The sequence below is a fragment of the Xylanibacillus composti genome (assembly GCF_018403685.1).
Taxonomy (GTDB): domain Bacteria; phylum Bacillota; class Bacilli; order Paenibacillales; family K13; genus Xylanibacillus; species Xylanibacillus composti.
Genome location: NZ_BOVK01000005.1, coordinates 22,003 through 43,387, shown reverse-complemented (window position 1 = coordinate 43,387; position 21,385 = coordinate 22,003). Strand labels below are relative to the sequence as shown.

Here is a 21,385-nt window from a genome sequence, read left to right as displayed (position 1 = left end):
GGAGAGAGGCAGATGAGCATATCGAACAATGGACATGCGGAGCATGTGCGACGTGCCCTGGCTGGCAGGCAGGTGAAGCTGCCTGGAGGCGCCACGGTGCCGACATTGGGACAAGGCACCTGGTATATGGGACAGAATCGGGCCAAACGGCAAGAGGAAATCAACACCCTGCGGCTAGGTGTCGAATTGGGCATGACCCTAATTGATACGGCGGAAATGTATGGGGAAGGGGAAGCGGAAAAGCTGGTTGGCGAGGCGATCCGGGACATCCGGGATGAAGTGTTTCTTGTGTCCAAGGTGTACCCGCACAACGCGGGGCTTGGGAGGATCGCGCGCAGCTGCGAGCAGAGCTTGCAGAGACTGGGCACAGACTGCCTGGATTTGTACTTGTTGCATTGGCGCGGCACTGTGCCGTTCAGCGAGACGATTGAGGGGATGGAACGGCTGGTGGAAGCGGGCAAGATCCGCAGCTGGGGTGTCTCCAATTTGGACACGGCGGATATGAAGGAGCTGGTGTCCCAGGCCAGAGGTACCAACTGCGTTACGAATCAAGTGCTCTACCATTTAGGGTCGCGCGGCATTGAATATGATTTGCTTCCCTGGCAAAGAGCGAAGGGCATGCCGATCATGGCGTATTGCCCGTTGGCGCAAGCGGGCACGCTGCGGCGGGGACTGGTGGAGCATCCGACGGTACAAGCCATCTCGCACAATCGCGGAATGACAGCCTACCAGCTGCTTCTAGCTTGGAGCATCCGCGAGGAGGAGGTCATAGCGATACCGAAAGCCTCCACGGAAGCGCATGTACGCGAGAACGCGGCATCTGTTCACATAGAACTGTCGGATGAAGAGCTGCGGCTGCTCGACGAAGCATTCCCGCCTCCAGTCCGAAAGCTGCCGTTGGATATGGTGTAGGCGAGTGGATGCAAGCCAAGTTTCACATATGATACACCGGAGTGGGAAGATCAGACCAGGTCCCGTCTCCTAAGCTCGCAGCAAATCAGGTCGAACGGCAGGCTTGCCGATGTGACCGGAGGATATTCACATTATCCACAAACCTATCCACAACACTCACAACGTCCCGGCTCTGTCTGTGCACAAGATTTCGTTGTCCCTATTAACATATCCACAGAAAACCTTATCCACAAGCGAAACATGTCGAATTCGGGCGGATTTATCCACAATATTGGCGCAAGAATGAGGCGCTCAGCTTGGGTATGATAAGCGAGGCAGGCTGTTGGATTGTGGACAGCCCGCTCGATGTGTGATTTTTTTACAGAAAGTGTGGATTTCTTAAGCAATTCGGGTCGTGACCGCCGTTCCCGGGCTGGTTCGATTATAATGGGCCTTAACGAAGCGAGAAGGGATGAGGCCCATGACAACACGCAGTATAGACAAGGTTCTGGTAACTGTGAAGTATCCGCCGCATCATTTCGAGCGGCTGCGCAAGGCATTTGCCCCGGCTGAACTCTTCATTGTAGACAAGCATGATGAGGAAGCAATGCGAGCCGCGCTGGAAGTGGCCGATGCGGCAGTGCTGGAAGGAGACCTGGATGAGCGGTTTTGGCAGGCTCCGAAGCTGAAGTGGGTTCACTGTGACCATGCCGGGTTGAACGGCTCCGCCCGTCCGGAGGTTTTCGAACGCGGACTGCTGGTGACGGGATCTGCGGGACGTTCGGCCCCGGTTCTAGCCGAGCACGTCATGCTGTTCGCACTGCTGCATGTGTATCAATACGCGAATTTTTACGAGGCGCAAAAGCGGCATCAATGGGGCGTGCCGGGCTATGAGCAGCTGCGCGGCTTATACGGGAAGACCATGGGGATTGTTGGGCTTGGACATACCGGCAAGGAGCTGGCCGTGCGCGCCAAAGCATTCGGCATGCGTGTGCTCGGCTATCGGCGCAGCATAGGCTCGCCTCCGCCGGGAGTTGACCTCCTGTATAGCGCCGAAGTCGGCGACTCGCTGGATGCGCTGCTGCAGGAAAGCGATATTGTCGCATTGGCGCTTCCGCTCACGGACCACACGCATCATCTGATCGGCGAACGGGAGCTGCGGCTGATGAAGCCGACCGCTTGTTTGATCAATATGGCGCGCGGGGCTGTAGTGGACGAAGCGGCATTGGTCAAGGCGCTGCATGACGGCGTCATCGGGGGCGCCGGGCTCGACACCTATGTGCAGGAGCCGCTGCCGCCGGACAACCCGCTGTGGGACGCGCCGAACACATACATGACGCCGCACTGCACCCCAGCCGTGCCGGATCGGATTGGTCGCTCGCTTGACATCATCTGCGAGAATATAGAACGCTTCCGGGATGGCAGGGAGTTGCTGAACCTGTTGCGTCCGGATGAACGGTATACAAAGGGCTGATACGGAACCGGAACCGCTCCGAGCTAATTAGAAGCTGCCTCCTTGTCGTAAATGACTTGGGGGGCAGCTTCTTTTAGGCTGAGGCCAAACAGATTGCGTCTCTATTGTCTCGAACAAAGCCGCCTGTCCGGTCATCGCGGACTCGACCATTGCCACGGCTCACTCCGTATGAACCGATCCATGGGCGGCTGCATATGATTGCTAAAACGATCATCTTCGCGCAAGAATCGGGCGCAGCTCTCAGAAGGGGCGGCAACGAATCCGTACGGTCTGCGGAGGCGTCCCGGATGTTGGTTATTCAGCGAATGCCGCTGCGGATCAGGGATTCTTGTTTTTTTCCACAGAAAAGGATTGACGAATGCTTAGGATAACCGCTAATATGAGACAATAACCAATAATTCATACCTTTTTAGTGGGGATTCGATGGAGAGAAGGAGAGCGGGCAGAGTATGACCTATCTGGTAATAGCGGTCGCGTTGTTTTTTGCCATGAATATCGGTGCCAGCGGCGCCGCAGCCACGATGGGCGTAGCCTATGGAAGCGGCGCGCTGCGCAAGCTTGCGGCACTGATCCTCGTAGGCATTGGCGTATTTCTCGGTGCGTACTTTGGCGGAGGGGAAGTAGTCAAAACCTTGGGTTCAGGCATTATTCCCACTGATTTGCTGTCTATTCCGATCGTGTTGATTATTCTCATTGGGGCGGCAGGAACGCTTTTTCTCGCCAACCTGCTGGGCATTCCTCTGTCTACAAGCGAGGTGACAGTTGGTTCCGTGGTCGGTGTGGGTGTCGCCTACCAAGTGCTGTACGTGAAAAGCCTGCTCGTGATCGTATCCTTCTGGCTGATCATTCCGCTGCTGGCGTTCGGGATTTCCTGGGTAGCGGGACATTTGATCCGCCGGCTGGAGCAGCGCGACGCCCGTTGGCGGGGCGAGGGCAGCCGCGGCTGGCGAAGGACGCTTATGCTGCTTGTTATCGGCGCAGGCTTCGTCGAAGCGATCTCCGCAGGCATGAACAACGTGGCCAATGCAGTGGGACCGCTAGTTGGCGCGGGCTTGATGAGTACGGAAGACGGGATTCTCTGGGGAGGATTGTTTGTGGCGCTTGGAGCCTTGCTGCTTGGCGGGCGGGTGTTGGAGACGAACGGCAAGAAAATCACGCAGCTGTCGCTGCTGCAAGGCACAGCCATATCCGGGACGGGCGGCTCCCTGGTCATCGCGGCCTCCCTGTTTGGCATCCCGGTTCCGCTGACTCAGGTGACGACTACGGCCATTATGGGGATCGGAGCCGTTAATCAGGGCATGAAAGTGTGGCAAAAGGGCATCGTTCTGAAAATATTGAAGGTTTGGCTTGTCTCTCCTTTGTTGTCTCTCGTCGTTTCTTTTACACTGGTCAAAATATTTGTCGATCCCGAGCCCTACCAAGTCGTTGTAATGACGGCTGGATTGATCGCACTGATTGGGTTGAAGAGTCTGTATAACAGTGCGCAGGCAGAGAAGCGCACTGTTCATGAAGAAGGCGGAGGAATCTAACTACGCTAGAACGACAGGTTCGTCAGCTGGCGCGCAAGCTGGGGAAAGTGAATCACTTGCGCACAATAAGAAGGCGATACTGTGCCAACAGGTCTGTTCCGGCATGGGAGAGAGGGTTTTCTTAGGAGGATAGGGGGAATTTCTTTGGCAGTTGCGCGCGGCTGCAAGGGAATTCTCTTTTTTTCTTGTAATCGTATGAGAAAGCAACGGAACGACGAAGAAGCATCTAGAGGGAGGGGATTCTGATCGAACCGATCAAGCTGAAGCCCACGCGAGTGTGGAGAACCTATGTAGGCGGAGCGATGCTGGAACGGTGGCGAAGCGCCGCAGCGCCCTCCGACGGACGATTTCCAGAGGAGTGGGTCGCCTCAGTCGTCAAGGCGCGAAATCCAGGCAGGGAGGACGAGGTCCATGAGGGATTGACCTTTCGGGAAGACCAGCCGGACCAAGCGTTGCGCAATTATATTGAAGCGAATCCTGAAGAGGCGCTGGGCGCGGCGCATGCGGCCAAGTACGGCGCTCATCCAGGGCTGCTGGTCAAGCTGCTGGATGCGGCAGAGCGGCTGGCCATTCAAGTGCATCCAGACAAGCCGACAGCGGAAAAGCTGTTTCAATCCGCTTACGGAAAGACAGAAGCCTGGTACTTTCTCGGGGGGCGGAACATTGCAGGTGAAGACCCTTACGTTCTGTGCGGCTTCAAGCCGGGCATGACGCGGGAGAAGTGGGAGCGGCTGTTCCATGCTCAGGACATCGAAGGAATGATCCAATCGCTGCATAAAGTGTACCCGAAGCCCGGAGATATAATGTTGATCCGTGGCGGAATTCCCCACGCGATCGGTCCTGGCAACTGGATGGTGGAGATTCAGGAGCCGACAGATTTCACTATCCGGACAGAGCGTGCCACACCATCCGGTCTGGCCTTAACCGATCAAGCGATCCATCAAGGATTGGGCTACGAGCGGATGTTCGACTGCTTCCATTATGACACGTATACGGAAGAGGAGATGCTGAGGCTGTGCAAGCTGACCGCAAGTGTCGCGGAACGCGGGCAGGGGTGGCAGATCAAGCAGCTGATAAGCTATAACGATACGCCGTATTTCAGCATGGATCAGCTGGAGCTGGAGAATGGCGCGATCGGGCCGGCCTGGACGGCGAACGGTCGATTCGCTGTCATGATTGTGCTTGGGGGCAGCGGCTATGTTCACTGGGGAGACCGGAAGAAAAAGGTGGAGCAAGGGGATCAGCTTTTCATACCGGCCGAATTGCCTGCCGTCGTATTTGCCAGTGAAGACGGACCGCTTCAGATTGTCAGGTGCTTGCCGCCTGCGTTATCGTAAACCTATCTTGGCTGTTCTTCCATCCTGAGGGGTGGCAGGACAGTCTTTTTTTTTATGATAGGCGAACGAATCGGAAAACAGAGTCGAAAAAAAGCGGGGCGCGAAAAAGATGTCAAAACGAGTCAGTTAGCATTTGTTATTGAATAAATTAGATTTTTATAATAACATAAATATACTAAGGGGAAGTGGTTTTATATAGTTCTATAAAATGAAAGCCCATACATATCGATATAACGGAAATGATTGGGCTGTATTAAGGTTTTATCCCTCCTCTTTGTTAGCATCTTGTTATTTCGCTAGGGTGGTGGTGAATGGCATTTCTTTATTTCTCAGTCATCATGGTTTTGGTTGTAAGATGTATGCTTCACCAATCGTGAAAATAAGGAGGATCGCACATGAACAGAACTAGGAAATTATTCATCACGATGATCGTTGCTGCGATGATGGTATCGCTTGCGGCCCCGGCATTTGCACAATCCGTTTATTCGGATGTATCTGGGCATTGGGCGGAGTCGGGTATTGAAAGATGGCAGGCGCATGGGGTCATCCAAGGCTATCCGGATGGTTCCTTCCGGCCGAATGAGCCTGTGACAAGAGCGGAGTTCGTCACCATTCTGAACGGAATATTCGGCTTCTATGCAGAAGGGAATCGGTCATTCGCGGACGTACCGGCTGAAGCCTGGTACGCCAAAGGCATGGCTGTAGCCCGGCAAGCCGGATATTATGAAGGCTTCCCGGGGAATCTGGCCCGACCATCGGAGGCATTGACCCGGCAGGATGCCGCAGCCTTGCTGGCGCGCATGTTTGCGCTGGAACCGGAAGCCGGCACAGAGAAGAACTTTGCCGATCAAGCGAGCATAGCCCCTTATGCGGCTGAAGCGGTGCAGGCACTCGCTGGCAATGTAAGCGGTTACCCGGATGGCACCTTCCGTCCATCGGGGCTCATTACCCGAGCAGAGGTCGTTCAATTGATGAACCAGCTGATCGCCGGTTTCTTTGCCCGGCCAGGCGAGGTTGAAGGCGGCACGATTTCGGGCAATGCTGTGATCAATCAGAAAGATGTAGTCCTGAAAAACGCCACGATCTTGGGCAACCTGTATATTGCTCCCGGTGTGGCGGACGGGGATGCAGCGTTGGATGCAGTCACGGTGGAAGGCACAACCTTTCTCTCCGGGGGCGGCGAGCATACAGTAGGTGCCAACGACTCGACCTTCGCCGATATCGAGATTGAGCGCAAGGAAGGCGCTCTGCGTTTCCAGACCAGCGGTCCAACGACGATTGACAGCATTACAGTCAGGACGCCGGCAACGCTCGAGCTGGGCGAAGGCACTACAGTGAAGAAGGTCGTCATCTACGCAGACGGCACGCAGATTGTTGGAGATGGCAGCATTGAGGTATTGATCATAGAGGCGGATGGGGTAACCGTCAATGGAGAACCGGTGGAGCGCGGCGAAACTTCGGTAGGCGGCGGCACTGTCGGCTTTGTTCCGGGCGGCGGCTCCAGCTCCAGCGGCGGCGGTGGCAGCCGTCCAGACCGCGGCAACAACAATGTCATTGACCTGGTGGACAAGGATGCGACGCCGATGACACAATCCTTGTTTGCCTACTTATTGAATACCCAAGGCAAGCAGATTATTTTCGGTCAGCAGCATGTGACGGACGAAGCGTTGTCCGATGCGGTGAATGCCGATGGCGTCGTTTCGGACGTTTACAATTCCGTCGGCGACTATCCGGGTTTGTTTGGCTGGGATACGCTCAGCCTGGACGGCTATGAGAAGCCCGGTTCGACCAGCGCTTCGCCGGAAAGCAATGTGAACGCGTTGATTGCTGAGATGAAGCGCGCCCATGATCTTGGCGGCATTCTTACGCTGAGCATGCATCCGCGGAACTTCGTGACAGGCGGCGCCTATAATGATGTGTCGGGCAAGGTTGTGGACAAGATTTTGCCAGGCGGCAGCCACAATGCAGAGTTCAATGCGTGGCTGGACAATATCGCGGCATTCGCCAATGGACTGGTGGATGAAGAAGGTCGTCATATTCCCGTCTTGTTCCGACCGTTTCACGAGCAATCCGGCGGATGGTTCTGGTGGGGGACGACGTATACGACAGTAGATGAATATAAAGAATTGTATCGCTACACGGTGGAATATTTGCGCGACAAGAAGGACGTGCACAATTTCCTCTACGTGTATTCCCCGAACGGACCATTTGGCGGGAACGCCGAGAGGTTTTTGACCTGGTACCCAGGGGATGATTATGTCGATGTATTGGGATTGGATCAATATGACAATAAGGATAATGCTGGTTCTGAGGGCTTCCTGAACGGATTGGTCGAGGATTTGGGCATGATTAGCCGCTTGGCTGAGGAAAAAGGCAAGATCTCCGCCTTCTCGGAGTTTGGCTACAGTCCGCAGGGGATGAACAAGACAGGGAACAATCCGGTGTGGTTCACCAGCATGCTGAATGCGATCAAAGCCGATCCGGATGCGCGCAAAATCGCCTATATGCAGACTTGGGCGAACTTTGGCTTCCCTACGAACGTTTTTGTTCCTTACAGGGATGTAAAGCTTGTTGATCCTGACACGAACGAACCGTATGGCGATTCCGACTTACTGCCGGATTTTATTGATTTTTATGAGGACAGCTATACAGCTTTCTCCCGTGATTTGGTTGGCGTCTACGACTACAAGGCGAATGTGAAGCAAGATAAGCCTTCCTTCATGCATGTCGTTTCGCCGCTTGAGCAGCAATCATTGAAGGAGGAGACACTCACCATTCGCGCGCGTGTGCTGCATGCGGATCATGCGAGGGTGACTTACAGCGTGAATGACTCGGAAGAGGTCGAGATGACGCTGGATGAGGAAGGATTCTATTACATGGGCAGCTGGACACCAGATGCCACGCATAATGGCACCATTGTTGAGGTAACCGTACGCTTGTATGAAAACGGCTGGATCACGCACGAGTCGACCAAGCTTGTGCAAGTGCAGGTGCCGGAAATCCTGATAGACACGTATACGTTCGATGACGATTTGGAAGGCGTTGCGTACGCGGGGGCTTATTATAATGCGATAGGCGGCGATCCCGGTACGGGCAGCATCGAGCATGCGGTTATCGACGGCAACGGCGTGCTGCAGCTGAATGTAACCGATATGGTCTATACGGACAGCTGGCAGGAGCTCAAGCTGGAGCTGAAAAACATCGATGACGCTGTGTTGCGCTTGACCAACCGTGTGAAATTTGAAGTGATGGTTCCAGTAGATGCCGGAAGCAAGAGCGCGGACGCGCAAGTGCAAGGCGTAGGCCTGCTGCCGCCGGACTATGGCACGAAGTATGAAGCGGCAGGAGCGCTGCTGAGCAGCCTGACCGTAACAAACAATGTATACAAGTATGAAGCGGTCGTCACCTTCCCGCAGCCGCAAAAGCTCGAGGAAGCGGAAGGCATTGCTCTGTCGATCGTGGGCAAATATTTAGAGCATGAAGGTCCGATCTACGTAGACAACATTGCGTTCTATCGCGCCTTCATGGAAGAGCCGGATGACCCGGCTATTGTCGATACCTTCGAAGGGTATCAGGGGCTGGATGCCTTGCTCCGCAACGCTTACACCATAGAAGGCGACAATCCGGTCATCCTCTCGCTTAGTCCGGATGTGAAGGGCGACGGACACTTCGGGCTGCGCTATGAATACGATCTTGATCGCGAGTATGTCGGCATTACGAAAGCGTTGAATACGGATTGGTCCTCATTCAACAAGCTGCGCTTCTGGCTGAAGCCGGACGGCTCCGGGCAGAAGCTGGTTCTGCAATTTACGTTCAGCGGCATCGCTTATGAGGCTTATCCATCGCTGGAAGGAACAGAAGAAGGATGGGTGGACATCCATCTGAACGACTTCGTTCCGGCCCAATGGGAGACGGCGCACCAAGGCAGAGCCTTGACGAAGAAAGACCTTCAGAACGTGACGAAGTTCGGTCTCTTCATCAATCTGCAGCCGGGTGAATCCGATCGTCCGGCCAGCGTGATTTACATTGACGAAATTCAGGCGATCTACGACGAGTCTGCGGATGAGGTGCCAGGTGACGGACCTCCTCCGCTGGCGCCCGGTTTGATCAACGACTTTGAAGAAGACCGCGGCGGCTGGGCGATTGAGCACAGTGTCAACAATGCCAATGCGAGAGAGCTGGGCATCTCGACAGATGATCCGGCTTCCGGCTCGGCTTCCTTGTCCGTGACGTTCGATCTGGACGGAACAGACTTCGAGATTGCGCGTGTCGAAGGCTTGAACATTTCGAAGGTCGATACGCTGCAATTGAAGGCGAAGCTGTCGAATGGCTTCGCCAACGCAGTGCTCTACCTGAAGGACAGCGACTACGGCTGGCACGCGACAGAGCCGGTTGCGCTCTCGACTGAGACGTATACGACACTGTCCTTGCCAATCGATAAAATTCCGGGACCGGAAGCGATTTATGCGATTGGCGTGAAGCTTTCTGACTTCAGCGGCACAGGCTCGGCCAAGCTCTATATCGATGATGTGGAGCTGCTGGCGGAAGGCAGCGGCGGCACCGCGCCCGGCATCTTGCACGACTTCGAAATCGATGTGGAAGGCTGGCAGGCAGTCAATGCGAGCGGCGGTCCGTGGGTGACGGATGAATGGGCCGCGTCCGGCTCGCAATCGCTTAAGGCTGACATTCCTTTGGGAAGTGAGATCAATGTAGAGCTGAAATCCACAGCCAACCGTGATTTCAGCGGTTTGTCCGCGCTGAAGGCACAGGTCAAGCAAGCTTCTTGGGGGGACGCGGGCAGCGGCATCAAGGCGAAGCTGTTCGTGAAGACCGGAGCCGGATGGGCTTGGGCCGACTCGGGAGAAGCGTCGCTCAACAGCGACAGCGGGACCGAATTGACAATTGACCTGACTGCGGTAAGCGATCTGGATCAGGTGAAGGAAATCGGCATTGAAATCATTGTTCCGGCTGACAGTGCAGATGATGTTACGGCCGTCTATGTCGATCATGTAGTTCTGGAATAAAGGGCGAAGCTGCAAGTCCGGCCACTGTACCGGACTTGCGGCATCCAGATTGGCATTTCGATACCCTCTATGCGGAAATGGGGAAGAACGCTCCCTTTTCTCGTATAGAGGGTTTGTTATGTCCGTGTGACCGAGCGCATTGCTGCGAATCGAGGCCCGAGGAGGCTATTCGCCATAACCAAGCACCATGGCTCTGCCACAGGAGGCGCAGCATCCATAAAAAATGTAACCGCTTGCAAAAAAGTTGCAGGAACTTTTCGAAAGAAGTTGAATACGTATGATAGAAATGGCATGAATCTTCAGTCAACTTGCTTATGAGAAAGTGAATACATTCACAAAGTGAGGAGGCGAGAACACTGCTGCACATTGTCGTATGTATCAAGCAGGTGCCAGACAGCAGGGAAATTCGGATTGATCCCGCAACGAACACGCTGATTCGCCAGGGCGTTCCGAGTATTGTCAATTTTTACGATCTGCATGGATTGGAGGAAGCGCTTCGAATCAAGGAGGAGACGGGGGCGCGGGTTACGGTCGTTACGATGGGTCCACCTCCGGCTGAGAAGAGTCTCAAAACCTGCATCGCGCTTGGCGCGGATGAAGCAGTGCTTGTGACAGACAGAGGGTTTGCCGGAGCGGATACCTTGGCTACGTCTTATGTGCTGGCGAAGACGATTCAGAAGGTAGAGCAGGAATGGGGCAAGGTCGATATGGTGTTCTGCGGAAAGCAGACGCTCGATGGCGATACGGGTCAAGTAGGACCGGGCATCGCCTGCCGGCTCGATCTCGAGCAGCTTACGTATGTAAGCGAGGTCAAGCAGGTGGACCCGATCCGGCGTACGGTACGGGTTGGCCGCAAGCTGGAGGACGGGGCAGAGACGGTGGAGACCCGGATGCCTGTGCTCCTTACAGCCTTGAAGGAGCTGAATCGGGTACGCCGCGCATCGCTGCCGGGTGTCATTCGCGGGCATCGGTACAAGCCGATCGTCTGGACGACAGCCGACTTCCCCGATTTGGACAGGTCGCAAATCGGCTTGAAGGGTTCGCCTACCATTGTGGCCAAGACATGGGTGCCGGAAGCTAAGAAGGTTACATGCCAATGGTTGAGCGGGGAGAATGCGCAAGCCGCGGCGGCAGGAGCCTGCGACGCGTTGTGGGACAACAATCTGCCAGCCCGTCTGGGATGGATACGAGGAGGTGCTGTCCATGACTGATGCGGTTCAAGTGCAGGAATATGATTGGTCCGGGTATCGCGGCGTGCTGATTTATGTGGAGCAGCGGGAGGGCAGGGCGAAGCCGGTTTCCTGGCAGCTGCTCGGACAAGGGCGAAGGCTGGCGGATAAGCTCCATACGCATCTGATGGCTGTCGTGATCGGAGGCCAGATCGAGCATCTGGCGAAGGATGCTGTAGCATACGGCGCCGACCGGGTTTATATCTGCGAGGCCCCGGAGCTCCGTGACTACCGGACTCGCCCTTACAGCCGGCTTATGATGCAGCTGATCGAGGAGGTCAAGCCGGAGATCGTGCTGTTCGGCGCCACGGCGACCGGCCGGGACTTGGCAGGGGCAATCGCTACGCATCTGCCGACAGGGCTTACGGCGGACACGACCGAACTCGATGTCGAGCCCGATCCGTCGAGACTGCTGCTTGCAAGCAGACCAGCCTTCTCCGAGAAGATGATGGCGACGATCCTTTGCAAGCAGTACCGGCCGCAAATGGCGACGGCGCGAGCGGGCGTGTTCGAGGCGCTTCCCCGGGACAATCAGCGAAGTGGCGAGGTGCTTCGGCTGGAAAGTCGAATGGGAGAAGACGACATTGCCGCGAAGGTGCTGGATTTCGTCCGCGACCAAACGAGCGTCAATCTGGAGGAGGCGGAGGTCATTGTGGCGGGAGGACGCGGCTTGGGCGGGCCGGATGCATTTCGGCTGCTTGAGGAACTGGCGGAGGCCATGGGCGGCGTGGTGGGCGCATCCCGTGCCGCTGTCGATGCCGGCTGGATCGGCCACGAGCATCAGGTCGGGCAAACCGGCTATACGGTGAGGCCGAAGCTGTACTTCGCGATTGGCATCTCCGGCGCGGTCCAGCATACGGTAGGCATGTCCAATGCCGAGCTGATCATCGCGATCAACAAGGACAAGGAAGCTCCAATCTTCCAGTTTGCTCATTACGGCATTGTGGGCGACCTGTTCCAGATTGTTCCGGCTCTGACGGAGGAAGTGAAGCGAAGAAAGCTGGCGGGCGAGCCGCTGGCGAGCGAAGAAGGGGAGGTGGGCGCATGAACGAGAAGTTTGACGCTGTCGTCGTGGGCGCCGGACCGGCAGGAGCCGCGGCCGCGATGACGCTCGCCCGGGCCGGACTGTCGGTCGTCCTGCTGGAGAGAGGCGAATTTCCAGGGGCTAAAAATCTGTTCGGCGGCGTACTGTATCGCAAGCAGATCGAAGAGTTCGTCCCGGAGTTTTGGAAGGAGCGCAACGCGCCCATAGAGCGGCATATTGTAGAGCAGCGCATCTGGATGATGGGCGAGGACTCGATGGTGACATTCGGCCATCGGAACGAAAAGTATAAGGAGCCATACAACTGCTTCACCGGCCTGCGCGTCAAGTTCGATCAATGGTTCGCGAATAAAGCCGTCGAAGCGGGAGCGATTCCCGTATATGAAACGGTTGTACTGGACGTAATTCGCGAGGGCAGCCGCGTCGTCGGCGTGAAGACGGATCGCGAGGATGGCGATCTCTACGCAGATGTAGTGGTCATCGCCGATGGCGTCAACTCGCTGTTGGGCAAGAAGATGGGCATCCATCGGGAATGGCAGCCGGATGAAGTGTCGCTGGCCGTGAAGGAAGTGATCGCGTTGCCGAGGGAGAAGATTGAGGATCGCTTCAATCTGGAGGGCAACGAAGGCGTGACGATTGAATTTATGGGCCAGACCTCGCTTGGCATGGCGGGCATGGGTTTTTTGTACACGAATAAGGAGACGCTTTCGCTTGGCATTGGCGTCATGGTCAACCACCTTCGCGACAAGCGGATCAAGCCGTACGCCATCCTCGACGCAGTCAAGCAGCATCCGATGCTGCGCAAGCTGATTCAGGGCGGGGAGACGCTGGAGTATTCCGGCCATCTAATCCCGGAGGGCGGCTTTCACTCCATTCCGCCGTTGTCCGGCGAAGGCTGGGTCGTCTGCGGCGATGCCGCGCAATTGGTCAACTTCGTGCATCGCGAAGGCACGAATCTGGCGATGACGAGCGGCCGGCTGGCAGCGGAGGCCATCATCGAAGCGCGAGATGCCGGCGACATGACGCCGACTGCGCTGCAGCGCTATGATGAGAAGGTGAGGGCTTCCTTTATTCACAAGGATTTGAAGAAATATAAGGGCATGCATGCCATGCTGAAGGAAGAGGATCCGGAGCTGCTCTTCGACAAGCTGCCGCGCGCCCTGAACGAAGCGGCCTACCAGATGTTCCTCGTCGACGGAGAACCGAAGGCGGAGAAGCAAAAGAAAGCAGTGGGCATCGTGAAGGGGGCCGCAGGCGGAACGTTGAATATGATGAAGCTTGGATGGAAAGGATGGAGGGCGATGAACGGATGAGTCAACAAAAGATAGCTGATCGGCTGTTTACGATTCGTTACAAGTGTGATGACAAATCCCATCTGACGATTAAGGAAACGGAAACATGTCTGAAATGCACGACGAAAGACTGCAACTTTTTTTGTCCGTCGGATGTGTATGAATGGGATAAGCTGCAGAAAATCACCACGGTAGCTTACGAGAATTGTATCGAATGCGGCACCTGCCGCATTGCGTGCCCGTCGGACAACATCGAATGGGTTTATCCGACTGGCGGTTACGGCATTACGTACAAGTACGGATAACATCGATTTGCATCTCCTTTTCGTTCTGACGGACACGAATGCCGAAGGGGCAAGCTTCCAGGCATATGTGTCCGTCAGAACGGGGGGACTGGCTTCAGCTTCATGGCTTTGATGAAGCAATTTCAGCGGCGCAGGTGTATGCAAAAATAAGTTTTCCTTTTCCCCCTCTTGTGATAAATTGAGAATATTGCAACATCCCTCGGGCGCGATCATACCATAAACTCGAGAGATGCCTAATGGCTACAGCGTTGCATCATGAGAAGGAGGGCATACCATTGGCTGCGGCACTGATTGGAAGCTTCATCTCCGCTATGGCGACCGTACTCGGCGCAATTCCGATTCTCATAGTGAAGCGGCTGTCTGAGAAGTGGAAGGACATTCTGATCGCCTTCACGGCAGGGATTATGGTCTCGGCTTCCACCTTCGGGCTTATGCCGCAAGCGATCGAGGAATCGGGCATCTTGGCTCTGACGGTCGGGTTTTTGATCGGCATTGTCGTACTCGATCTGATTGAACGGAATATCCCGCATATTGATGTGGAGAACGATGCCAGTTCAGGCATCGGCTCATTTGACAGCAAGTCCTTGCTCGTCATCATTGCGCTTTTTATTCATAATATTCCCGAAGGGCTGAGCACAGGATTCAGTTATGCGAGCCAGAATGAAAGCCTGGGGCCGATGGTGGCGATAGCGATCGGAGCGCAAAATATGCCGGAGGGCCTTATCCTTGCGGTATTTCTGGTCAATTCCAATGTCAGCAAGCTGAAGTCCTTGATGATCGTTACCTTGACCGGCCTGATGGAGGTTGTATCTGCGATAGTCGGCTACTTTGCAGCCAGCTACATTCAGGTGCTGATCGGTTACGGCCTGGCCTTTGCTGCAGGCGCCATGATGTTTATTGTGTACAAGGAACTGATTCCGGAAAGCCATGGACACGGCTATGAACGGCCGTCCACGTACTCCTTTATTCTGGGATTACTTGTCATGGTGTATATCAGCTACGTATATGGGTAATCATTGAATTGAGCGCCTGTTGTGATTCACAAGCAAATATGGTATCATTGTATTATCGTGACCAAAGAGACCTTATACACATTCACATATGGTAAAGGGTATCCTGTGGTGATACGATGGTACCTTTTGCTATATGTGAATTTTTTATTTGGCGAACGAATAAAGAAAGATCATGTAAATTTATTGATGGAGGTAATCCCATGCAAAACGGAACAGTAAAATGGTTTAACGCAGAGAAAGGCTTTGGCTTTATTGAAGTGGAAGGCGGAGACGACGTTTTCGTTCATTTCAGTGCTATTCAAGGCGAAGGCTTTAAAACTCTGGACGAAGGCCAACGCGTTCAATTTGATGTGGTTCAAGGCAACCGCGGACCGCAAGCAGAAAATGTTGTGAAATTGTAAGGCATATTAGGACTGCCCTTAACGTAAAGTTAAGGGCAGTCCTTTTTTATCACGTCATTCCCGGGCCCGCGAAAGCAATTGGAATAAGCATCAACGCTTCGCCTCACTTTCGTGGGTAACAAGACGGGAAGCACCCGCATCGTCGATGGCGCGGCTGCCCAGGCAGCGGGGCACACTTAGAGGTATGGGAGGGGTTTGGATGTACGCGAGAAGAAGGTCAGAGGATGAAATTCAAAAGATGGACACGGTCGTTTGGTCATGCACGAATGAGGACTGCAAGGTTTGGATTAGGGATGACTACTCCTTCGAGGATACGCCTACCTGCACATTATGCGGCTCATCTATGCAGCGGAGCAGCAAGCTGCTCCCCGTGCTCATGAATAACAGCCAAGACTGGAAATTGCCGAAAAACACTTCCCGCCCCAAGGCATAGGACGGACAGCCAGATTGCACATACCCGGGCAAGCGGGCCTGCGGGGCTATTGGCACCGCAATAGACGAGAAAAAAGACATCAGCCGGCAGCTGGTGTCTTTTTTCAAGTTCACATGCCCCAGCGCAAATGCATAGTCAGCGAGCAGCACGGAGACCCGGCGGCAGCTTGCTCGCGGAGCGTAATGGCGACGCCGCTCGGCGTATATGACGTTTCGATATCGGCATGGCTGCCGATTGATTTCAACAGCCGATCCACCTCTGCATGGTTGCCTGCCTGTGCGGCGGCCATGAACTGATGGGCGAACGCTGGGCGGGCCAAGCTGGACAGCACTTGATTTGCTGACAGGATCAAGGATTGAAAGCTGGAGACAGCATGGCTGAATTGCTGGGTATCCACAGGCGGATACGGGCGCGCTCCATATGGCCCGTAGGCCCATGGGCAGGAAAAGGGCGGTACTGTGGGATACATGGCAACGCTCCTTTTTGATGTGGAATCGGAATGAGTGACAATGACCGTTTGCATGCATTACAGGATATGTAAGGAGGAGGGCGGTTGTTCCTCTAAGTGCGTCAGGCAGTGCGCCGGGACGGCTCCTGATTTTGCGTTTCCTCATAGGCATGATACAATATAGGCGGTTCATCGTTTCATGAAAAAGGTAAACTGTGCGAAAGCGCAGGACGCAAAGCTACAGGGGCTTACCCGACGGCGACGTGCCGTTGGCTGCCAGCCAGCCGCCAAGATGCAGGGGAGGGATGAACATGAACGTGAGTGGTGCACTGCAAGCTGCAAACAGCGGCAATATGCTGAAGCAAGCCGTGGGCATTGCCATGCTGGACAAGGCCATGAGCGCGGAAGCTGCGCAAATGGAAAAGCTGCTGAGCGGCTTCGAGAAAAACCAGAAGGAGATCCAGCAAGCCGCACACCCTTACCTGGGGAAGCAGCTGGACATTCAAGTTTGATTCAGGCGAGGCCGTGAAGGGCGATGCGCACAGCGAACCGCCGTAAATGGGATACCAGTACCGGACCGGATGCGAAGAGAATCATAGTTCGCAAGGGATAAAAGCAGTATGACCAACCATATAATGTACCGACTTATTGGAAAAAAGCCATGAAGAGATAAGGTGATGGGGATACATATTTGGGTAAGGGTATTGTCGTTTTCCGGATTGCTGTTGCTGCTGGTCGTTGCCCTTCGCTCTGAGCCTGCAATGCTGCTGCTGAGCGGAGATTTACAAGCTTTGCGCGAACTGGCAGGCGGCAGCGTAGGAGTGCTGATGCTGGCGACGTTGGCGCTGATGATCATCCAAAATTTGTTCACGATCATCCCGCTTATTTTGCTCATTTCCGTGAATGTCTCTCTGTTCGGGTTTACGTACGGCTATTTATGGAGCTGGGTGTGCAGCATCGCAGGGGGAGTCGTGTCTTTCCTGGCAGTTCGTTACTGGTTTCAGAGCTTGTTCGCGAAGCGGATGAACGAGCGTCTTAAGGATAAGATAGAAGGCAATGGCTTCCTGTTTGTGTTTCTCGGACGTATCTTTCCCTTTGTCCCGACCAGCGCCGTCAACATAGCAGCCGGAATCAGCTCCATCAGGCTGTCGCATTTTGTTTATAGCACAATGATCGGGAATTTGCTGTATTTTTTCGTTTTGGCATTAGTCGGATTAGGGATTTTGTCTATTCGCTTGGAGAAAGCGGCGTTCTTCACCCTGGGCGGGGCTGTCGTAGTCGCCTACGTCTCGTATCGCATTTGGCGCGGCCGTCGAAAAAAACTGCAAAACCGGGATATCCCGGGCTGAACAGATAATCCCCCAATATGACCTGGCTGCTTCAAGGGTAACTTCCAGCTCAGCGGGGATTGACGATTAACCTGATAATGATTATCATTATGATTGAGAATGATAATCATGATGCGGGGAGCGGCGAAATGAAGAAGATCAAATACTGCTGCCGGAATCTCAAGCGATACGAAGCGAAGTTTCTTTATAAATCGATGAAAGACATTCATCCTGAGCTCAAGCACAAGAAGAAGGATTGCTTGGGGGAGTGCAAGCTGTGCTCGAAGCAATGCTTTGTCATGGTCGGCAAGCAGAAGCTGCTGTGCAAGCAATCTGCGGACGAATTGTATGCGGAGCTGCGGAAGTTGATTGGCTAAACAGGCAAGAGGGTGTCCCAAGTACTTCCGGACACCCTCTTATTTTATTTGCCTGGACGCTTAGGCGCTAAATAAATCGTTCAAATGGGAACGCAGTTTATGCGTAAAGACCAGATCAATATCAAATGGATACTGATCTCCAAGCACATGGATTAACTCCTCGACTGCACGCAGGGCGTTGGAGTATGCATGATATAATTCTGCTGCATCTAATCGCGATGTAATAGCGACATACGCATGATAAGCATTTTCTGAGAGATCATGTTCCAAGTTCTTCGTAGCGTTCAGCCAACGTTCTGTATTTTTTTCCCGAATTCTCATCAGCTGGAGTATATATTTCTGCACATGGGAGAGGCATTCTAACGAACGGGCATGCTCCCCTCTTTTCAAAACGTTCACACCCATCAGCCACGCATTTACAAAGTTGTTAAAAGCAAAATTGACATGATGGCTTGTCATTCTTTCGGGTCCGTCGCCTTTTAGAGCATCCAATAATGCCTTCAACCGACCCGTTGTATCATAGATGAACATGGAATCTGTGTCGGGGAAAACCCCGGTGTCTTTGAACGACTTTATCATGTCCATTTCAGACTCCGGAAGAAAGTGGAATTCGCCTCTGACTAAATTGCTGAACACCACAACCTCGGTTCCATATTCGTTGAAGAAAAGCAAATCGTAAGACGCAATATCCTTCACCCATTCCGAAGACTTAAAGTCACGGGCCTCATCATCGTTGAGAAACAGATAAAACTCCACATCCGAATATTGGTCTCCTTCGCCTTTTGTGAAAGAGCCATACATCATGCATGCCGAAATGCGGCGATCCTTCTCACATTGCTCTTTAATTAAATGAATCAACTTGTCTTGGGGTAGCATGGATACAAACAACCTCCTAAAAGTTAATTTAAAAAGGTGTCTGCATCTTAACCACTGGACAACATGAACAGCACATACGCCATGCTCCTTTCATCGGTATCTGCTTCAGAGTAGCAAATTTATCGCCATCCGGCAATCCTGTCGGCGGCGTTCATGCACATGCTGTCCCAAATGGAAGAGCTGTCCCTTCAGCAGCCGAGCACTCGACTAAGGGGACAGCCCTTGTTATGTTTATCCGGTTAATTTGGGGTTATTGTACCGTATCATCGAGCTCCATGCCCATTTTTTCATAGACTTCACGACGATTGATCTTATCCTGCTGCAGCTCCTTCATGGCGTATTTCGCCACATCCATTGCCTTTTCGATCGGCACGACGATGACGCCGTCGTAATCGGCCACGACCACATCTCCGGGACGAACCAGAACACCGCCAATATCTACAGGGATGTTGGCAGCTTGGAATTCAATGCGCCCCTGCACCATCGTTTGGGAGCGATAGCGGCTGTATACGGGCACTTCCGTCAGGATGACTTCGTCTGTATCGCGGCAGCCGCCGTTCGTGACGATACCGCGGGCGCCCCGGCTCTTCCAGTCCAGGCTGTTGTGCGAGCCGATAATGCCGACATTGGTGTTGCTTGCATCCATCATGATGACATCATCTTCTTCAATATCGTTCTGCCAGCCGTAAGTGGCAATGCTGTTGTACCAGTGGCCGACAAACTCTGTGTACTCGTCCGGTGTCATCTTCGGAATCGGCCGATTCGTCGGCACATACCGAACCGTGCGCGCAAATCCGCAAAAACGGGTGCGGAATAGCGGAACGATATCCGGGCTCACACTACCATAGTTGTGCATCATCATCCAATCCATGCCGTCCCTCACGTCTGCCACGCGAAGCTGTTTGTAAATGTCCATGATCTCTTTCTTGTTGATTGTTGTCATCGGTTGCATTCCTTCAGGTGAGTTTTCTGGATGCTTCAACCTGTTACAGCAGTTCTGATACTACCTTCAAATCATAACGTAACAGCAGGAGGAGTTGCAAGGAAAAGGGGGACATGCTGGTCGCGAAGCCAAGGGCTGAGCTGCCCATATTGCGGCGAGGGGGGCGGAAGCCAGACGATCGATTCTTTCCATCTGCTGTGGCGCTGCCGTATAATAGGAAGGACTGTATCAAGAGGCCCGGCGGAGCATTCAGAAGGCCGACACAAAGGCCGGGGAACATAGGAGCCGCTCTAAGCAGAGTGGGTTCCCGACAGAGGAGGAGACAGCATCCATGCAAATCGATTTGACAGGCAAGGTGGCGCTGGTAACCGGAGCATCAGGAGAGCTGGGGAGGACCATGTCGCGTACGCTTGCCCAATGCGGCGCGGATATAGCGATCCATTACAAAGGGAACGAGGCCAAGGCGAAGTCATTGCAAGCGGAGTTGGAAGCATTGGGCCGGAGAGCGGTTGCGGTGCAGGCGGATGTGACCAAGCTGGACGAAGTGCTCCGCATGAAGGAGCACATTGCGGAACAGCTGGGAACAGTAGATATCGTAGTTGCCAATGCCGTCATCCAATATGCATGGACCACGATATTGGAACAGCCGGCGGAGGACTACACGAGCCAGTTCGAATCATGCGTCTTGCAAAGCGTGCATTTGACCAAGGCGTTCGTTCCCGGCATGGTGGCGAAGAAGGGCGGTCGCGTGATCGGCATCAACACGGAATGCGTGATGCAGAATTTGCCTACGCAGTCTGCTTATGTAGCGGGCAAGCGGGGGATGGACGGCATCTATCGGATCTTGGCCAAGGAAGTAGGCGAGCATCAAATTACGGTGAATCAGGTCGCGCCGGGCTGGACGATCAGCGACCGGGACCGCGAGAACAACACGGAGCAGAACGAAGCTTATTCCCAGAGCGTACCGTTGAAGCGCAGGGGGACAGACCAGGAAATTGCGAATGTGGTCGCCTTCCTGGCATCGGATCTGTCGAGCTTTATTACAGGCGCGTACATTCCGGTAAGCGGCGGTAATGTGATGCCTTCGATTTAACGGAAGCGGCAGGGAGCGATCCGGCCTGCAGACAGCAGCAATTCCCGAGAGGGATTGCTGTTTTTTTTATTCTAGGCGGAAGACAAGTGCCGCGAGGCCGGGATGTGTGTCTGCCGGGATCGCATGCGCGCGGCTGTAGCACGCAGCTCGTTGAGCAGGCGGTCTACTTCCTGCTGCAATTCGTGCAGTCTTTCGTAGGAACGCTTCTGCAGATAGTCCAGCTCGGGAGCGGCCATGGACTGGAATTCGGCCAAGTTGTGTGCAGGCAAACGCTGGCTGAGGTGGTCAATATGTGCGTTCGACAGAGTGGGACGGGATGCTGCAGCAATGGTCATGTTAGCTCTCCTTCG

At 54.2% G+C, this 21,385-nt stretch carries 20 protein-coding genes and 1 riboswitch; of the genes, 16 read left to right on the top strand and 4 right to left on the bottom strand.

Annotated elements, in window-relative coordinates:
* Positions 1-12: 12 nt before the first annotated feature.
* The 12 genes from XYCOK13_RS01735 to XYCOK13_RS01680 all read left to right on the top strand — a co-directional run bounded on the left by XYCOK13_RS01735 (position 13) and on the right by XYCOK13_RS01680 (position 15,970).
* Positions 13-912, top strand: coding sequence for an aldo/keto reductase (locus XYCOK13_RS01735; RefSeq protein WP_213410125.1), 900 nt, complete (start codon positions 13-15; stop codon positions 910-912).
* Between the two features lie 460 nt (positions 913-1,372).
* Positions 1,373-2,365 carry a D-2-hydroxyacid dehydrogenase gene (locus XYCOK13_RS01730; RefSeq protein WP_213410124.1) on the top strand — a complete coding sequence of 331 codons (993 nt, stop codon included), beginning with the start codon at positions 1,373-1,375 and terminating at the stop codon, positions 2,363-2,365.
* 449 nt (positions 2,366-2,814) lie between these two features.
* Complete coding sequence (gene cysP, locus XYCOK13_RS01725) at positions 2,815-3,894, top strand: sulfate permease (RefSeq protein ID WP_213410123.1); 1,080 nt, start codon at positions 2,815-2,817, stop codon at positions 3,892-3,894.
* A 275-nt stretch (positions 3,895-4,169) separates the two neighbouring features.
* On the top strand, positions 4,170-5,231 hold the full coding sequence (locus XYCOK13_RS01720) for a type I phosphomannose isomerase catalytic subunit (protein WP_213410122.1): 1,062 nt from the start codon (positions 4,170-4,172) through the stop codon (positions 5,229-5,231).
* A 395-nt stretch (positions 5,232-5,626) separates the two neighbouring features.
* Entirely contained in the window at positions 5,627-10,255 is a 4,629-nt protein-coding gene (locus XYCOK13_RS01715) for a glycosyl hydrolase (protein ID WP_213410121.1), read from the top strand.
* A gap of 386 nt (positions 10,256-10,641) precedes the next feature.
* Positions 10,642-11,466, top strand: coding sequence for an electron transfer flavoprotein subunit beta/FixA family protein (locus XYCOK13_RS01710; RefSeq protein WP_244864932.1), 825 nt, complete (start codon positions 10,642-10,644; stop codon positions 11,464-11,466).
* A complete protein-coding gene (locus XYCOK13_RS01705; protein WP_213410120.1) occupies positions 11,459-12,532 on the top strand; it encodes an electron transfer flavoprotein subunit alpha/FixB family protein in 1,074 nt (357 codons plus the stop codon). Before XYCOK13_RS01710 ends, XYCOK13_RS01705 begins: the two co-directional genes overlap by 8 nt.
* Positions 12,529-13,839: an FAD-dependent oxidoreductase gene (locus XYCOK13_RS01700; protein WP_213410119.1), complete on the top strand. Its 1,311-nt coding sequence runs from the start codon at positions 12,529-12,531 to the stop codon at positions 13,837-13,839. Before XYCOK13_RS01705 ends, XYCOK13_RS01700 begins: the two co-directional genes overlap by 4 nt.
* A complete protein-coding gene (locus tag XYCOK13_RS01695; protein ID WP_244864931.1) occupies positions 13,836-14,123 on the top strand; it encodes a ferredoxin family protein in 288 nt (95 codons plus the stop codon). The genes XYCOK13_RS01700 and XYCOK13_RS01695 overlap by 4 nt, the downstream gene beginning before the upstream one ends.
* Positions 14,124-14,398: 275 nt before the next feature.
* Positions 14,399-15,136: a ZIP family metal transporter gene (locus XYCOK13_RS01690; protein ID WP_213410141.1), complete on the top strand. Its 738-nt coding sequence runs from the start codon at positions 14,399-14,401 to the stop codon at positions 15,134-15,136.
* Between the two features lie 200 nt (positions 15,137-15,336).
* Positions 15,337-15,537: a cold-shock protein gene (locus tag XYCOK13_RS01685; protein ID WP_213410118.1), complete on the top strand. Its 201-nt coding sequence runs from the start codon at positions 15,337-15,339 to the stop codon at positions 15,535-15,537.
* A gap of 145 nt (positions 15,538-15,682) precedes the next feature.
* Positions 15,683-15,970: a cold-shock protein gene (locus XYCOK13_RS01680; protein ID WP_308443004.1), complete on the top strand. Its 288-nt coding sequence runs from the start codon at positions 15,683-15,685 to the stop codon at positions 15,968-15,970.
* A gap of 109 nt (positions 15,971-16,079) precedes the next feature.
* Here XYCOK13_RS01680 and XYCOK13_RS01675 read toward each other — a convergent pair whose 3' ends face one another.
* Entirely contained in the window at positions 16,080-16,439 is a 360-nt protein-coding gene (locus XYCOK13_RS01675; RefSeq protein WP_213410116.1) for a YuzC family spore coat inner layer protein, read from the bottom strand.
* Positions 16,440-16,615: 176 nt separating this feature from the next.
* Positions 16,616-16,710, top strand: a riboswitch (cyclic di-GMP riboswitch).
* Between the two features lie 19 nt (positions 16,711-16,729).
* On the opposite strand from XYCOK13_RS01675, the gene XYCOK13_RS01670 reads away from it, so the two are divergent.
* The 3 genes from XYCOK13_RS01670 to XYCOK13_RS01660 all read left to right on the top strand — a co-directional run bounded on the left by XYCOK13_RS01670 (position 16,730) and on the right by XYCOK13_RS01660 (position 18,123).
* Positions 16,730-16,930 carry a putative motility protein gene (locus tag XYCOK13_RS01670; protein ID WP_213410115.1) on the top strand — a complete coding sequence of 67 codons (201 nt, stop codon included), beginning with the start codon at positions 16,730-16,732 and terminating at the stop codon, positions 16,928-16,930.
* A gap of 165 nt (positions 16,931-17,095) precedes the next feature.
* Positions 17,096-17,767, top strand: a complete 672-nt coding sequence (locus XYCOK13_RS01665) for a TVP38/TMEM64 family protein (RefSeq protein WP_213410114.1) — start codon at positions 17,096-17,098, stop codon at positions 17,765-17,767.
* Between the two features lie 128 nt (positions 17,768-17,895).
* Positions 17,896-18,123 (top strand): YuzB family protein, encoded by a 228-nt coding sequence (locus XYCOK13_RS01660; RefSeq protein WP_213410113.1) that lies wholly within the window; start codon positions 17,896-17,898, stop codon positions 18,121-18,123.
* A 60-nt stretch (positions 18,124-18,183) separates the two neighbouring features.
* On the opposite strand, the gene XYCOK13_RS01655 is transcribed toward XYCOK13_RS01660, so the two are convergent.
* Both XYCOK13_RS01655 and XYCOK13_RS01650 read right to left on the bottom strand, forming a co-directional pair.
* On the bottom strand, positions 18,184-18,999 hold the full coding sequence (locus XYCOK13_RS01655) for a nucleotidyltransferase (protein ID WP_213410112.1): 816 nt from the start codon (positions 18,997-18,999) through the stop codon (positions 18,184-18,186).
* 250 nt (positions 19,000-19,249) lie between these two features.
* On the bottom strand, positions 19,250-19,942 hold the full coding sequence (locus XYCOK13_RS01650) for an RraA family protein (protein WP_213410111.1): 693 nt from the start codon (positions 19,940-19,942) through the stop codon (positions 19,250-19,252).
* A 331-nt stretch (positions 19,943-20,273) separates the two neighbouring features.
* On the opposite strand from XYCOK13_RS01650, the gene XYCOK13_RS01645 reads away from it, so the two are divergent.
* A complete protein-coding gene (locus XYCOK13_RS01645) occupies positions 20,274-21,035 on the top strand; it encodes an SDR family NAD(P)-dependent oxidoreductase (protein WP_213410110.1) in 762 nt (253 codons plus the stop codon).
* A 71-nt stretch (positions 21,036-21,106) separates the two neighbouring features.
* On the opposite strand, the gene XYCOK13_RS01640 is transcribed toward XYCOK13_RS01645, so the two are convergent.
* The gene (locus XYCOK13_RS01640; RefSeq protein WP_213410109.1) at positions 21,107-21,370 is read right to left on the bottom strand and encodes a hypothetical protein; all 264 of its coding nucleotides are present in this window, start codon (positions 21,368-21,370) and stop codon (positions 21,107-21,109) included.
* Positions 21,371-21,385 lie beyond the last annotated feature (15 nt).

Coding starts and splice junctions, on each gene's coding strand:
- XYCOK13_RS01660 (WP_213410113.1), top strand. CDS start 17,896: ATGAAGAAGATCAAATACTGCTGCCGGAATCTCAAGCGATACGAAGCG.
- XYCOK13_RS01705 (WP_213410120.1), top strand. CDS start 11,459: ATGACTGATGCGGTTCAAGTGCAGGAATATGATTGGTCCGGGTATCGC.
- XYCOK13_RS01670 (WP_213410115.1), top strand. CDS start 16,730: ATGAACGTGAGTGGTGCACTGCAAGCTGCAAACAGCGGCAATATGCTG.
- XYCOK13_RS01675 (WP_213410116.1), bottom strand. CDS start 16,439: ATGTATCCCACAGTACCGCCCTTTTCCTGCCCATGGGCCTACGGGCCA.
- XYCOK13_RS01700 (WP_213410119.1), top strand. CDS start 12,529: ATGAACGAGAAGTTTGACGCTGTCGTCGTGGGCGCCGGACCGGCAGGA.
- XYCOK13_RS01730 (WP_213410124.1), top strand. CDS start 1,373: ATGACAACACGCAGTATAGACAAGGTTCTGGTAACTGTGAAGTATCCG.
- XYCOK13_RS01650 (WP_213410111.1), bottom strand. CDS start 19,942: ATGACAACAATCAACAAGAAAGAGATCATGGACATTTACAAACAGCTT.
- XYCOK13_RS01665 (WP_213410114.1), top strand. CDS start 17,096: ATGGGGATACATATTTGGGTAAGGGTATTGTCGTTTTCCGGATTGCTG.
- XYCOK13_RS01680 (WP_308443004.1), top strand. CDS start 15,683: ATGGCGCGGCTGCCCAGGCAGCGGGGCACACTTAGAGGTATGGGAGGG.
- XYCOK13_RS01715 (WP_213410121.1), top strand. CDS start 5,627: ATGAACAGAACTAGGAAATTATTCATCACGATGATCGTTGCTGCGATG.
- XYCOK13_RS01640 (WP_213410109.1), bottom strand. CDS start 21,370: ATGACCATTGCTGCAGCATCCCGTCCCACTCTGTCGAACGCACATATT.
- XYCOK13_RS01685 (WP_213410118.1), top strand. CDS start 15,337: ATGCAAAACGGAACAGTAAAATGGTTTAACGCAGAGAAAGGCTTTGGC.
- cysP (WP_213410123.1), top strand. CDS start 2,815: ATGACCTATCTGGTAATAGCGGTCGCGTTGTTTTTTGCCATGAATATC.
- XYCOK13_RS01735 (WP_213410125.1), top strand. CDS start 13: ATGAGCATATCGAACAATGGACATGCGGAGCATGTGCGACGTGCCCTG.
- XYCOK13_RS01645 (WP_213410110.1), top strand. CDS start 20,274: ATGCAAATCGATTTGACAGGCAAGGTGGCGCTGGTAACCGGAGCATCA.
- XYCOK13_RS01695 (WP_244864931.1), top strand. CDS start 13,836: ATGAGTCAACAAAAGATAGCTGATCGGCTGTTTACGATTCGTTACAAG.
- XYCOK13_RS01655 (WP_213410112.1), bottom strand. CDS start 18,999: ATGCTACCCCAAGACAAGTTGATTCATTTAATTAAAGAGCAATGTGAG.